Annotated in this window: 12 protein-coding genes and 2 pseudogenes; 10 read left to right on the forward strand and 4 right to left on the reverse strand. The window is 59.7% G+C overall.

Features of this window, described 5'->3' with window-relative positions:
• Nucleotide 1: 1 nt before the first annotated feature.
• The 3 genes from ATB98_RS29390 (at nucleotide 2) to ATB98_RS30325 (ending at nucleotide 1,866) form a co-directional block, all read left to right on the forward strand.
• A complete protein-coding gene (locus tag ATB98_RS29390; protein ID WP_234781846.1) occupies nucleotides 2–1,054 on the forward strand; it encodes a hypothetical protein in 1,053 nt (350 codons plus the stop codon).
• Between the two features lie 63 nt (nucleotides 1,055–1,117).
• The gene (locus ATB98_RS02115; RefSeq protein ID WP_066868456.1) at nucleotides 1,118–1,612 is read left to right on the forward strand and encodes a GNAT family N-acetyltransferase; all 495 of its coding nucleotides are present in this window, start codon (nucleotides 1,118–1,120) and stop codon (nucleotides 1,610–1,612) included.
• Nucleotides 1,609–1,866 carry a hypothetical protein gene (locus ATB98_RS30325; protein ID WP_167354046.1) on the forward strand — a complete coding sequence of 86 codons (258 nt, stop codon included), beginning with the start codon at nucleotides 1,609–1,611 and terminating at the stop codon, nucleotides 1,864–1,866. The genes ATB98_RS02115 and ATB98_RS30325 overlap by 4 nt, the downstream gene beginning before the upstream one ends.
• A 440-nt stretch (nucleotides 1,867–2,306) precedes the next feature.
• On the opposite strand, the gene ATB98_RS30505 is transcribed toward ATB98_RS30325, so the two are convergent.
• Both ATB98_RS30505 and ATB98_RS02120 read right to left on the reverse strand, forming a co-directional pair.
• Complete coding sequence (locus ATB98_RS30505) at nucleotides 2,307–2,696, reverse strand: asparaginase domain-containing protein (RefSeq protein WP_084435223.1); 390 nt, start codon at nucleotides 2,694–2,696, stop codon at nucleotides 2,307–2,309.
• Nucleotides 2,697–2,735: 39 nt separating this feature from the next.
• Nucleotides 2,736–2,921, reverse strand: a complete 186-nt coding sequence (locus ATB98_RS02120; RefSeq protein ID WP_066868461.1) for a hypothetical protein — start codon at nucleotides 2,919–2,921, stop codon at nucleotides 2,736–2,738.
• 239 nt (nucleotides 2,922–3,160) lie between these two features.
• Here ATB98_RS02120 and ATB98_RS02125 point away from each other — a divergent pair, with 239 nt between their 5' ends.
• A complete protein-coding gene (locus ATB98_RS02125) occupies nucleotides 3,161–4,561 on the forward strand; it encodes an aspartate ammonia-lyase (protein WP_066868463.1) in 1,401 nt (466 codons plus the stop codon).
• Between the two features lie 4 nt (nucleotides 4,562–4,565).
• On the opposite strand, the gene ATB98_RS02130 is transcribed toward ATB98_RS02125, so the two are convergent.
• Nucleotides 4,566–5,090, reverse strand: coding sequence for a tyrosine-type recombinase/integrase (locus tag ATB98_RS02130; protein WP_234781847.1), 525 nt, complete (start codon nucleotides 5,088–5,090; stop codon nucleotides 4,566–4,568).
• 511 nt (nucleotides 5,091–5,601) lie between these two features.
• Here ATB98_RS02130 and ATB98_RS29630 point away from each other — a divergent pair.
• Together ATB98_RS29630 and ATB98_RS02140 are read left to right on the forward strand one after the other, a co-directional pair.
• On the forward strand, nucleotides 5,602–7,650 hold the full coding sequence (locus tag ATB98_RS29630) for a hypothetical protein (RefSeq protein ID WP_174551897.1): 2,049 nt from the start codon (nucleotides 5,602–5,604) through the stop codon (nucleotides 7,648–7,650).
• 349 nt (nucleotides 7,651–7,999) lie between these two features.
• The gene (locus tag ATB98_RS02140) at nucleotides 8,000–9,091 is read left to right on the forward strand and encodes an acyltransferase family protein (protein ID WP_407695278.1); all 1,092 of its coding nucleotides are present in this window, start codon (nucleotides 8,000–8,002) and stop codon (nucleotides 9,089–9,091) included.
• Here ATB98_RS02140 and ATB98_RS27720 read toward each other — a convergent pair.
• Nucleotides 9,048–9,338 (reverse strand): annotated as a pseudogene (locus tag ATB98_RS27720) (UDP-glucose 4-epimerase GalE); the annotation flags it as partial. The gene ATB98_RS02140 and the pseudogene ATB98_RS27720 sit on opposite strands and share 44 nt — an antisense overlap.
• Nucleotides 9,339–9,663: 325 nt before the next feature.
• On the opposite strand from ATB98_RS27720, the gene ATB98_RS02145 reads away from it, so the two are divergent.
• From ATB98_RS02145 to ATB98_RS02160, 4 genes and pseudogenes are all read left to right on the forward strand, one after another.
• Nucleotides 9,664–9,918 (forward strand): type II toxin-antitoxin system Phd/YefM family antitoxin, encoded by a 255-nt coding sequence (locus tag ATB98_RS02145; protein WP_066868464.1) that lies wholly within the window; start codon nucleotides 9,664–9,666, stop codon nucleotides 9,916–9,918.
• Nucleotides 9,918–10,325: a type II toxin-antitoxin system VapC family toxin gene (locus ATB98_RS02150; protein ID WP_066868465.1), complete on the forward strand. Its 408-nt coding sequence runs from the start codon at nucleotides 9,918–9,920 to the stop codon at nucleotides 10,323–10,325. The genes ATB98_RS02145 and ATB98_RS02150 overlap by 1 nt, the downstream gene beginning before the upstream one ends.
• Nucleotides 10,292–11,423: pseudogene (locus ATB98_RS29885) on the forward strand (tyrosine-type recombinase/integrase). Before ATB98_RS02150 ends, ATB98_RS29885 begins: the two are co-directional and overlap by 34 nt.
• Nucleotides 11,424–11,678: 255 nt before the next feature.
• A complete protein-coding gene (locus tag ATB98_RS02160) occupies nucleotides 11,679–12,779 on the forward strand; it encodes an efflux RND transporter periplasmic adaptor subunit (RefSeq protein ID WP_066868466.1) in 1,101 nt (366 codons plus the stop codon).
• The last annotated feature ends 3 nt before the right edge of the window (nucleotides 12,780–12,782 follow it).

Here is a 12,782-nt window from a genome sequence, read left to right on the forward strand (position 1 = left end):
AATCAGTCCCTCTGTTGCAGCCGTAGGGAATCACGGCAAAAACCCAAAAGCCAGAGGGCTTTTTCAGCAGCCTGCTAATGCACTGATTGCGGCAACAGACTATGAGGCGCAACTGCTGAGTCTGCCCAAGTCCGAGTTCGAGATTGCTAAGACAGACGTCCAGTATCTCGTCAACTGTGCTTATCAGATCTCTGCGTTTGCCGGCCTTCATCCCGTCGATGCCGAGTTGACGGTGGGGAAGGAGCTTAGCCGCCTTGCACGCTTAAGTCGTCAGCGGCAGCCTAGCGTTGATGTCCTCTCCTATGAAGATATGATCCTTACCAATCCGCTGCAGAGCGATCCACGCGTATATTGCCTCGGCTCGGCTGGGGTCGAGGAGCGAGATTTTTGCCTGGGTCATCAATACATTGAAAGTGAATTACAGTCAGCAATGGACGCTCTACTTGAGTTGCGTGACTCGGCTGAAGCGGATGCGCGTCAATGTCTTGCGGTATGCGTGGAGCGCCTCGAGTCGGCAAATTGTGTTCTGGCGCGCTTTTTTGAGTGCATGTCGCCCGATCTGTTTGGCCAATTTCGCGTTTTTTACGGAAAAAACCCTTACAAGGACAGGCTTGGCCCAAGCGGCCGTTTCTCTGCCCGGATCGTCGCGGTCTCGGTGTTGCTTATCGGTGAAGAACTCTTCCACCAGAAACCGCAGTTTTATAGGGATGTATTTCGGCTATCAGAATACTATCCGCAACGGTGCATTCACGAGGTATTCCGCTGGTTGTCACCCGACAAGGAGAGCGCGGAGCTCCAGCCAAGGTGGCTAAATGGGAAAGCGGACTTTCCTAAGTTTGCAACCATCTCGCCCGTCATGGAGCGCCACGGCAGTGAAATCAGAAAGCTGCGCGCGTCCTGTGTTAGTGCGCTGGATCGGTTTACCCAATTGCACCGCCGTACGGCTTTGAAATATACAATTGAGCCGGGTCGTCCAATTGTCGGAGTTGAGGCGGCGGAAAGTATTGAGTCTGTGCTTTCACAGCGGCTGTTGAGGGCGGTGGATCAAAGCTAACGGCGCTATTTGGTGTAAAGGGATGCCGCGCCTAGACGTCCGACTCCAAAGAGGTGATGATCGATGTCTCGAAACGAAGTGATTTTTCGTCGGTTCGAGCCGAGGGATGCCGATGATGCGTGGCTTCTGCACAGGAGAGCATCTGAGGCTATTGGGGTGCGTGGTCCGGAAGGGGTGTGGGAGGATGACTTACGCGATATCGGGGAAGTATATATCGCCTCAGGCGGCGACTTCGTTGTTGCGCATATCGGCTCCAAACTCACTGCTATGGGTGGATTGAAACCTATTGACGATGATGTCGCAGAGTTGAAACGTGTGCGGGTCGATCCCGCCTTTCAACGACGAGGCCTTGGGAGGAGGATTCTTAGCGAATTGGAATCGCGAGCCGTTGCTCTAGGATTCAAGTGGATAAAGCTCGACACCACAATGATCCAGGTAGGGGCACAAAGGCTTTATGAAACGGCCGGCTATATTCGCCGCAGGGAACGGGTGTTGCACGGATATGCAGTGATCTTTTACGAAAAGTGGTTAGCCGGCCAGCATGACGACGTCACATGATCGATGAGGTTGTGAGCAAACGCTACGACCACAGATCAATCTTGCCGTCTGGCAGCCGTCCGCAGGCGAGCTTGAAGGCCGGGTCGCTGCGCAGTCGGTCGAATCAATGGGCATCTCGTAGCCGCACGTGGGGAACATCGCTGGCGTACGGCGTCACGATCAGCGTGCCGTTTTCCATTTTCCATCCTCACACCGTCGAGCTTTCCGAACCGGACTCGCCAAGCCAGCCGTTTGAAGTGGCCGGAAATTCGTGACCAGCCGGCAGATCATTATGCCAGTTCGCGACGAGAGTTCACGGTCGTTCGACCACAGATTGAGATGCGAGCGTTCGTCGTTTCCAGCAATCCCGTTGGCCCAGAACGTGAACACCCTGCAACAAGCCGTGCACCGCTCTTGTGAAGAACGGCTCCCTTGGGAAGGGGGGGAACGCCTCACGGCGCCGCCCCTCCCTCACCACCCGGCATAGGCCGTTCAACCGGATTAGGCTTGGGCAGAGACATGGAGACGGGGAAGGCCGAGTGACTCGAAGTAGTGGTTGCGCAGGGCATGTTGCACCGCGGGGTGTCTTAACATGCGCCAGAATCCCGTCGGCGAACCGGCGGCAATCGCCGCACGGAACTACTGCACACACGGGTCCCCTCGACATGGCATTGTTCAAGGTGCGCACTTCCTCCGGCGTGCCGATACGTGGACCTTATCCGGGCGATACGATTGCTTTTGCGCCGGTCAACGAACGAACGAATGGCCGAGCCATCCGCGCCACGTAACTGAAAACGATACGACGCGCGAAAGGCGCCGCAGCAGGTCCTGCGAGAATTTGCCTTACTCGCGGCGTTCGGCGCGGATGATATTCGCCACCGGCCAATCGACGAAACCGTGCAGGCAAACCTCTGAAATACATTTCAGACGAAGTATGTGGGACTTCGTCACCGTTAGCGGCGAGTGGATCTCGTCGCATTACGACGAGAACGGCCGGGTTGTTGGAATTAGCTGCGGCCACGGGGATCGCCGCGACCAAATTGGGGTAAGTATCGCAGGAATTGCCGGTCAGGGGCCGCAATAGTCCTGTGACGACTATAGGGATATTGAAATCGGCACTAGGGACAGCAGCTAAGCTGTTTCTTTAAGACTGGCCGTCCCGTGCCCGATGACAATTTCCCTTGACGTCGCGGGCAAGTTCGCTGCGCAAATCGGCGAGATCGGCCCAGTCGTCAAAGGTGATACCAATGCCGTCAAACTGCCGAAGGTTAGCGGACAGTATGTTCGCGATGGCCTCTAGGAGTCCCGTCCGCTCGATCAGGATTTGCATCGGTGCGTTCGTCGGTGGCATTGTAGTCGAGCAGGTCAAACGAATCTGTCCCGATCGAGGCAATCCTTCCGCCTTTTAGGAAGCATGCTCGTCGCCCGCTTGACGGTCATGGATAGCGAGCTACCGCTATGGAAACTAATACTGCTATGTGAAATGATTTAAGTAACGCATATTCGGTTCAAAACCCATGTCGGTTTTGTCATGCTTCGCGGCACCGCTTGATCGGACTTAGGGACCCCATGCCAAACACTAGAACAGATACAGACAGCCTCGGCTCCCGAGAATTGCCCGCAGGGGCGCTATATGGGGTCGCGACGCTTCGCGGCCAGGAAAACTTCGACATCTCATTTCACAAGCTCGGCGACGCGCCGGAGCTTCTCAAGGCGCTTGCGCGCATCAAGCATGCAGCAGCAGCCGCCAACCGCGATATCGGCGTCCTCCCCGCCGATGTCGCGAACGCCATTATCGCGGCATCCGTCGAGATCGAAAACGGCCGTCACACCGATCAGTTCATCGTCGATTTGCTGGAAGGCTCCGGTGGAACTTCCATCAACATGAACGTCAATGAAGTGATCGCGAACCGCGCGCTCCAGATACTGAACGAGCAGCCGGGTACATATAGCCGTATTCATCCGAACGATCACGTCAACAGCGGCCAATCGACCAACGACGTCTTGCCCGCAGCCGTCAAGCTGGCAGTCTACGACAAGTCTCTGTGCCTCATCGGGGCCCTAAAGCATCTTGCGGAAGCTCTTGAAGAGCGGTCCATCGCCTTCAAGGATGTTTTGCGGATCGGCAGGACTTGCATGCAGGCGGCACAGCCCATGCGCCTCGGTCAAGCGTTTTCCGGTTATGCTGCAGCCGTTCGCAGGCTTGTCGAGAAGCTGGTTTCCGCCCGGGATGAGATGCTCGTCCTGCCCTTGGGCGGAACGGCTATCGGAACCGGGCTGGGCTCCGCTCCGGGTTACCGGAGCGCCGTTTATCGCCATCTGAAAGAAATCGTCGGGGCAGATGTCCGCCCCGGTGAGAATATGTTCGATGCCATGCAGAATGCCGACGCGTTCGCCCGCGTCTCCTCGGAAATCCGCATCTGCGCCGAGGTCATCGGCAAGATCGCATCCGATCTCATCATTCTCGCGTCTGGCCCGAACAGCGGCGTCGGCGAGTTGCGACTTCCGCACGTACAGCCCGGTTCCTCCATCATGCCGGGCAAGGTCAACCCGGTCTTGCCGATGATGATGCATCAGGTAGCCTTTGCCGTTGTCGGCAACGATGCTGGCGTATCCCTGGCCTCGCTGCAGGGACAGCTCGAAATTAATCACTTCGAACCGATCATCGCCTCACGCTTGTTCGACTCGATTGAGCTCCTTGCGAAATCCACGCGCATTTTTGCCGATAAATGCATCGCCGGCATCGAGGCCGACCGTGAGCAGTCCCTCAGGAACCTAATGCAATCGTCGGCGCTTGCCACCGTCTTCGTGCCGAAGCTCGGTTACACCGAGGTATCGAAGCTCGTGCAGGCCTCAGTCGCCGAACGGCGCCCATTCATTGAACTAGCCATAGAACGCGGCCTTCTGACCCATGACGAAGTCATCCAAGTTGTTCGCGAAAGTACCGATTATCGTGAGGAGATCGCATGAGCCATTATTGCGCCCTTTCATTCTGCGCCATGGCTTCACCGGCAATCGGACTGGTCGCGCGCCCGGCGCGATCCCGCACCGAACCCAGGTTACGAGCGGTCATTATCGGCGGGGCGATCCTGTGCTGTCGATGCTTCGATGGCGGTGCAGTTGACCGATCTCGGCAAAGCTGGCGCCCGACCGCAAAAGGTCGGTCGCGGGGCTGGCGGAAAAGATGGGCGCCGTGATGCGCAGTAGCCGTGGATGCCAACCGTTCGAGTGCTTGCTTCGCGATCATCGTGATGGCGCAGCCGGAGGCAAAACTCACCTGCGGCGCCAGGATTCGCAAGAAAACTCGCCGACCGCTGAAGCGGGCCGTCCATGCCCGGATATAAGCCACGATAACTGTTCCGACGTCGTGACGTAGCGGCGTGATCGTTTGCCGCCGCTCCTTACCGTGCACGAGGATCGTACCCGACTGCCACTCGATATCGTCAAGATTGAGGGCGGCAACTTCGCTGGCGCGCAAACCGAGCTTGGCCAGGATCATCAGAACCACATAGTCCCGATGGTAGAGTCGAGGTGTGGCGCGGTTGGCTGTAGGTCGAGCATATCTGTTTCCGCCCCTTTCGTCTGGCGGTGCCTTAGTGGCTCGATCGTGACTCCCGTTCCACACACCGCTCATCGAACCGGAAATGCAGATCTCCCGCATCCGGCTCTCGGACAAGATCGCACGCCTGCACCCACGGCACGCCGCGTCCGAGACGGGTCAGACGTACCAGTCCATAGTGCTGGTAACCCGAGGGCGATGATCTCGGTGGGAAAGAGGTGCGGCGATAGTCACGGTTCGTCACGACCGACAGTCGCACATCGAATTCAAAGTCCTTTACCTTTACGATGTCACTTGCAATCCCCCTCACCATCGCCATGGCAAATTCCGCGCCCGTTTATCGCACAGCCAGGGTATCTCGGCTGCATAATTGTATGCCGACGTTGCATGCCGGGGATCGGCCGGCGTGCGTTACTGTGAGGCCCCTTATCTTACTTACGGAGTACGACGGATGTATCCAGGAGACGGCGACGCGCCTGAAGACGGTGCTCGCGATATGTCTAACTGGATGGAGGCATTGACGGGCGCATCTAGCTCGGAAGCCTGGATCCAGAACTACCGTGCGTTATCACGGCAGCAGGCTGGGCAGGCCGAACAACTTTGGGAGGTGCCCCGACGGATGGACGCGTTGCAACTCAATTCGTCTGATGAGAGCTCCGCAAAGTCTAATTCGCCTGATGAGAGTTCCGCAGAGGGCGGTGGAGGAATCCAGCGCGCCAGTCTCGGCGGTTCGATGCGGATGCCGCCACACGCTCGGTCGACGGACAACTCGTTCAACAGCACGCGCCACAGCATTGATCTCCCCCGTGCTCACTTTGCGGCCCAAGTACCGCCGCAAACTAATTTGCGGGATGATCTGTTCAGCAGCGCGCGCTCCACCTTGTCATCTGAAAAGCAGCCCGCGATCGAGACGGAGAGCGGCAAAAAGAGCGGACTGTGGAAGCGTATCAAATCAGGGGTTGGAAAGGCGTTCGGGGCGAGTAGCAGCGATAAGCCGTCCGGCTCGGCGGTGCAGCAAATGGTCCTTTCAACGAAATTCCGCGTGGATCACGCCAAGCAGCACGGCCGAGCACGCCGGGTCCCTGTCGAGGATGAGGCGCTGTTTGAGGAATTCAAAATCAAAGCCAGGGCCATCCCCGACGACGGCACCGTCAAACCACTTGGCGGCGGCACGGTCAAAAGTGCGATGGCGGATCTGCGCCATTTGAGCGCCCGACTTAGTCAGAACGGGAGGCCATCAATCGCGGCTCGAATTGGCAACCCGGAGTTGGAAACTGGGTTGGATGACGATGTGGAAACTTATGCGAGCGATCGCAGCAGGCGCATCAAAGCGGCATTGAAGAAGCTCCGGGACGTCGGTGCCGGAAGGGCCTTGTCAGCCGATATCCGCCGCCTTGTTCCTTATTCGGCAGACGCAACCCTCATCGACATGTGGGCCGCGGCGGAAAAGGCAACAGGCAGGATTCTGCCCGAGACTGTCGATAGACATGCGCGCCGCCTTTGCAGGTTGAGTGATTGGCTGCAAACGCGCAAAAAGGGCGCCATGGCTGGCCGACTCAACGACGATGCGCTGGCCCAAGATATTGAGCAGTATAAGCATCAAACCGCGGACACCAAAATCAAGTCCGATTTGCTCAGGCTTCGGCGATACCAGCAAGTTCTCGAGGCGAACAGAGCACTGGGGTTGCCTCTTCCAGAGGGCGCGCGTCCGCTCGCCGGAGAAGGCGCACGGGAGCCTCGGTGGCTGCAGGAGCTTCCCGCGACGCCATCTACCCCAAGCGAGGGAGCTTGGGACTGGTTGAGGGAGCAGATGCAAGACCCCGCGTCGTCCTCGTTTACGCCACAGCCTGGCCTGCAGCCGAGCGCGCTTCAGGATCTTCCGGCCACCCCGAGCGCGAACGCTTGGGCTTGGTTTGGGGAGCAAGAACCTGCGTCACCGTTATCTGCAAGCCGTCCGTTCTCAGATATCTACGGTGGTCTTGAACCGCTGATTAATTTGAATCCGCCCACACCGTATAAATTGCGTGACGATGCTCATTCTGCGCCGGCGCCTGACCTCGCCAGACCCCCGTCGCTCGTCGGGCCATCGGGGGCCCCTCAGGAGATCCCGGATATCGGACCTGTCATCGGCGAGACTTGGCGCCACGGTTCCCAACCGGTCTCGGATGTCGTGATCGATGTACTGGATACAGACCAGTTTGGTCCAAGGCAGGTCGACATCAACGGTGAGCGTTACTCGATCCTCTTGGGACCGGGCGGCCGCCGGGACAGGGACGTTCGCCTCACCCATCATCCGCGCGCGAGGCCGATGAATGAAGCTGGGCCATCCCGTCAGCCAGTAGCGGACCTTGGGTTTCTTATCCGCGGGGGATGGCAGCACCGCGAACGCTGGCTTCCGCCCTACCTTGTCCGGCACTGGAGGGCGAGCACCTCATGCCGGAAGCCCGGCGCCCGACGTATATCAACATCCGCGGAGTGCCTTATAGGGCCGAGTTGCTGAAAGCAAACGGCGGCTCACGGGTTCGTATTTATCCTGAAGCTGATTGAAGAACACGCCTAGACCGCAACCTCAGTGGTCAATGGGGCGGCGCCCACCGAGGAGGCGTTTTGCCGCCCAGCCAGCGGCATAGGCCTGCTCCCAGAGCGCGGAGTTATCGATAGGGAAGTTGCACGCGAGCTGACTGGGCTCACTACCGAAAAGCTTACTTTGATGTTGGCCTTTGCCGCCTTGCCGTCGCGGCCATGGCTGTTTCGACCGCCACCCGGAACAAGGACTGCTAAATGCCGATGAAGATTTGGGTGAAGTTGCCGACTGGCTGGATCAACGCTGGTGGATTGGAGGCTTTCCGGTGACATCACGGTCAGAGGGGGAAATGGGAACGATCCGGGCGATTCAGTATCTTCGGGCGGCGGCGGCGCTCGCTGTCGTGATTTTTCACGCCGCCGAGAAGACCGGCCACGATTTTACCATCGGAGCGGCCGGCGTCGACGTCTTCTTCGTCATCAGCGGCTTCATCATGCGGGTGATCAACGACCGGCGGCCGGTGACCCCCGCGAAATTCATCGCCGATCGCCTCCGCCGCATCGTTCCGATCTACTGGTTTTCGACGGCCGTCATGATTGCCGGCGCGCTCGCCGGCCTGTTTCCCAACCTGGTACTGACTCTCGACCACGTCCTGGCATCGCTCGTTTTCATTCCGGTCCGCTCGCCGAGCAGCGGCGAGATCTGGCCGGTGCTCGTGCAGGGCTGGACGCTGAATTTCGAGATGCTCTTCTACGCCGTGTTCGCGGCCTCTCTGCTGCTGCCGCGCCATTGGCGCGTCCCGGCCATCACCGGCCTCTTCGTGGCGCTGGTCACGGTCGGGCTGGTTGCTCGCAGCGAAAATGCTCTCTGGCTGACCTATACACGGCCGATTATCCTCGAGTTCGTCGCCGGCATGATCCTCGGGGAGTTCTGGCTCCGGGGGAAGGTTCCCGGGGCGGCGATAAGTTCTTCATTGATTGCCTGCTCGCTCTGCGGCTTCGCCCTGATCGGTGGCCTCCATCTGCCCTTCGATGAACGCTCGACAGGGCCGCTCGCCGTCCTCCTGGTTCTTGGAGCGCTGTCCCTCGAGGCAAGCGGACGGGTCCCGATGCTGAACATGCCGGTCCTGCTCGGCGATGCTTCCTATTCGATCTACCTATGGCACGCCCTCGCGATCTCGGTCGTCGCCAAGGCCGGCGGCATGTTGGGCGTGCCAGCGGGGATCTCGTTGCTCATGGCGATCGTGTCGGGCACGATCGCCGGTATCGCAGTCTATGTGTTTCTCGAGCGCCCGCTGCTGCAGCGTGGACGGAGTGCCGCCAGCCGTCGGCCTCACCGGGCCCGCCGCCCAGCAGGCCGAGCCTACCGGTTGCTCAGCCGTTTCGGCGCGAATGCCAGTTCCAGGCGGATTCGGTGATCGCCGCCAGATCGTATTGCGGCTCCCAGCCGAGCACTTACCGAGCCTGTCGTTGTTAGCGACGAGCGTCGTCGAGTCGCCCTCGCGTCGGCCCACATAGCTGGCATCGAACGGTCGCCTGGAGACCTTCGATCGCCGTGAGCAATTCTTTCACGGTTGTCCCCATGCCGGTGCCCAGATTGAGCTCGACGCTGTCGCCGCCCTCGAACAGGTAGTCGACGGCGCGCACATGCGCACCTGTGATTTCTTCAGGGTCACTAGTTCGCCCTTGGAGAATGGCGTGTGTCGTGGTTTCACGTCCGCGCGCCAGCGCGCAGCCCGGCAGGGGAGCCGTCGGCGTGAGGGTGTTGGCGGCGGTGAAAAGCGAACGAATCCATACCGGCAAGGCTGCAGCGTACGCGCATTTTTTATGCGTAAATTTCGCACATAACCGCACGGCATATTTGTCACCTTTTATAGAAAGGTCCACCGAATCAGGCGGAAATCACCCTCGTCGGTGGGAAATTTGCGCTTTAATTCGCCGGTAAACAGGTCTATACAGCTAGACAGTCTAGCTAGTTTGGAGGAAAACAATGGAATGGCCGCTGCAGGACGCCAAGAACCACTTCTCGAAAGTGGTGCAGAAGGCGCGACACGAAGGACCGCAGATCGTAACGCTTCGCGGCGAACGCACGGCCGTGGTGCTGTCCGCCCACGACTACGACGCTCTGCGCGCCGGCCGGCCGACGCTGGTCGACGATCTGCTCGGCGGTCCCGCTTGGGACGATGAGCTCGCCGATGCGGTCGACGTGCGCGCCAAGACGCCAAGCCGCAGCGTGGCCTTCTGATGTATCTGATTGACACCAACATCGTATCGGAGGCGCGACGCGGCACGCCGCAGGCGGTGTCCTGGCTGCGCTCCGTCGATCCGCTCACCATCCATCTGAGTGCGCTGACCCTCGGCGAAATCATGCGCGGCATTGCGCTGAAACAGAAGACGGATCCGAACGCTGCTGCACACCTCACCGAATGGCTGCGCAAGCTGCGCCATGACCATGGCGACCGCATCCTGCCGGTGACCGACCAGATCGCCGTCGAATGGGGCCGCATCGCCGCAATCCGCCCGCGTGGCGATATCGACGGGCTCCTTGCCGCGACTGCGATCGTCCACGACCTGATCCTCGTCACACGCGACGTCAAGGATTTCGAAGACACGGAGGCATCTGTGATCAATCCCTGGGAGACACCGGCGTGAGCAGTTCAGCGACGGGGCTCGGAACCGCCAAAGGCCGATTTCGTGGCGTAGCGGTCGACACGAACCCTGGTGGCGCTGAACTCCCCTGCCCTGTTCCGGAAGCAACCGCCGCCCTGCCGGCCCACCTCGAGCAACGCCGTTCGGGCGCGCGGTTATCTGGAGGCGGCGAGTTCCATCAAACACCCGCAAGGCCCATGCCTCCGACTGCAAGCATTTTTACCAGCTGGTGCCGCCGCCAGGGTCTCGCGCATCTGCCGCCCGGTCCGCAGACCGTCGGGCTCTACATTACCGCCTGCGGCGTCAGGGACCGCAACGGCAGACCGCAAGCCCCATTCCGGTCATGACGATCGAACGGCGCCTCTCCGCCCTCACCTGGAACTATGCCCAGCGTGGCACACCGTTCGACCGCAAGGACCGCCACATCGCCACCGTTCTGGCCAGCATCCGCAACACCCCATGCCGCCCTCCCCGCCAGAAGGAAGCCGTGCTTCTCGAGCATCTGATCGCCATACTCGAACGCTCGATCGGGGCTCACTGCGCGGCTTGCGCGACCGCGCCATGCTACTCGTCGGCTTTGCCGGCGGCCCGCGCCGCTCGGAGATCGTCGGACTCGACGTCGGCCGCGATCAGACCGAGGACGGCCGCAGCTGGATCGATATCCTTGACAAGGGCTCGCTCGTCACCCGCGCGGCAAGTCCGGCTGGCGCGAGGTCGAGATCGGCCGTGGCTCCTCGGACACGACACGTGGCCGTCGAGAGCTGGATCAAGTCCGCGCGGATTGCAAAGGGCCCCCTCTTCCGCCGCGTCCGAGGCCAGGGCAAGGATGTTGGAATGGAACCGATTGAATGACCGGGAGGCGGCACGCCTCGTCAACTCGCCGCCGGCGTTAGAGGCGACCTCAGCGAGGCCGAGCGAGCCGAAAAATTCTCCGGCCACTCGCTGCGCGCCGGGCTCGCCGCCTCGGCAGGTGGACGAGCGGTACGTCAGAAGCAGGTCGGTCATGCCAGCGCGGAAATGACCCGCAAATATCAGCGCAGCCGCGACCGCTTCCGGTCAACCGTCCGGGCTTTGAGAGGCCCCTCCCCTGCCCCGGCGTGAAGCCGTAAGCTCAAATTTCCGCGCAGGGTTTTCAGCTTACTTCTTCAATTGAAATCAGCAAGTAAAAGCCACAGCGGTTATGTCCAGTCGCCCTGGATCACCGGAAAGCACGCTACGGCTCGACGGGTTTCTCAAGGGGGCAGAAAGACGGCATAGCCGTCGAGTCCTTGAATTCTCGGCTGAGTGTTTTTATTAGCCAAAGAGAACGTACGGCGATTAATCACGTCTTTTCAGATCCGAGCCGCGAGGTGTTTTATGCGGATGTTAGATGCTTTCTGGTCGAGCTTACATAGATTTGTAACCGTTGTGGCTGTCCTTGGGTTGATTGGGGAGGCGACGGCTCAGATTCAAAAACCCAGTGGCCCGATCGAACTAGCTCAAGCTGATGTCAGCAAAGCCGTTCGTCAGGATATCGCTAGCGAAGTCCGCATTGCAGGATCCCTCACGCCCATCCGCCGCTCGACTCTGACGTCAAGGGTGTCCTCAACGATTCTCGAGCTTGCCGTGCAGATCGGGGATGTCGTCAAGAAGGGTGATCTGCTTGTCCGGTTTGATTCGAAAGCGCTTGATTCGGCCGTCACTGCAAGAAGAGCCGAAATCGACGCCCTCAACGCCCAGATCGAACTCGCCGAATCGGTACTTGAAAGGACTGTCATTCTTGGCAAGCGCGGTGCGGCATCAGAAGCGACGCGGCTGGAAGCTCGGGCAAACCTACTCAAGCTCCAAGCACAGCTGAGGTCAAAGCAGGCAGAAGTCGCGGACGCTGAACGTTCTCTCGCCTATGCGGAACTGCGAGCCGAATTTGATGGCGTCGTCGCCGCTCGTCCGGTTGAACAGGGGCAGACGGTGCCATTAAACACCGAACTCATGACAATCGTGGATCTCAGCCGGATGGAAGTCGACACGGGGGTTCCCACAAGTCGTATCCCTCTTGTGCGGCTCAAGCAGGCCGTGGAGTTGAACGTAGAAGGTTTTCCAGGCCGTACGTTTGCCGGCGAGGTCGTCCGCATTTCGCCCACGGCGGTCGCCGGATCCCGTGCCGTGCGTGTCTTCGTCGCCATCGATAATGTCGAAGGTCTGCTGCGAGGCGGCATGTTCACGACCGGGATTCTCAAAGTCGACGACCAGAAGGATGTCATTGCCCTTCCGGCAGGCTCCATTCGACATGATACTCACGGTTCGTTCGTCCTCAAAGTGGAGGGCGGCGTCTTGCGCAGACAATCCGTGGGGCTTGGCACAAGCTGGACAGACCGTGATCTCGTTCAGGTATCGGGCATAGAAGAGGGTGATGTCGTCGTCACGGCTCCGTTGCCCGATCTCGTTGCAGGCACACCCGTAGTCGTCGAGGAAATTTGACCG

The sequence above is a fragment of the Sinorhizobium saheli genome (assembly GCF_001651875.1).
GTDB classification, from domain to species: Bacteria; Pseudomonadota; Alphaproteobacteria; order Rhizobiales; family Rhizobiaceae; genus Sinorhizobium; species Sinorhizobium saheli.

Excerpts from the sequence above, each read along its gene's own strand:
- ATB98_RS02115 (WP_066868456.1), top strand. The coding sequence starts at position 1,118 with ATGTCTCGAAACGAAGTGATTTTTCGTCGGTTCGAGCCGAGGGATGCC.
- ATB98_RS30325 (WP_167354046.1), top strand. The coding sequence starts at position 1,609 with ATGATCGATGAGGTTGTGAGCAAACGCTACGACCACAGATCAATCTTG.
- ATB98_RS02120 (WP_066868461.1), bottom strand. The coding sequence starts at position 2,921 with ATGCAAATCCTGATCGAGCGGACGGGACTCCTAGAGGCCATCGCGAAC.
- ATB98_RS02125 (WP_066868463.1), top strand. The coding sequence starts at position 3,161 with ATGCCAAACACTAGAACAGATACAGACAGCCTCGGCTCCCGAGAATTG.
- ATB98_RS02130 (WP_234781847.1), bottom strand. The coding sequence starts at position 5,090 with ATGATCCTGGCCAAGCTCGGTTTGCGCGCCAGCGAAGTTGCCGCCCTC.
- ATB98_RS29630 (WP_174551897.1), top strand. The coding sequence starts at position 5,602 with ATGTATCCAGGAGACGGCGACGCGCCTGAAGACGGTGCTCGCGATATG.
- ATB98_RS02145 (WP_066868464.1), top strand. The coding sequence starts at position 9,664 with ATGGAATGGCCGCTGCAGGACGCCAAGAACCACTTCTCGAAAGTGGTG.
- ATB98_RS02150 (WP_066868465.1), top strand. The coding sequence starts at position 9,918 with ATGTATCTGATTGACACCAACATCGTATCGGAGGCGCGACGCGGCACG.
- ATB98_RS02160 (WP_066868466.1), top strand. The coding sequence starts at position 11,679 with ATGCGGATGTTAGATGCTTTCTGGTCGAGCTTACATAGATTTGTAACC.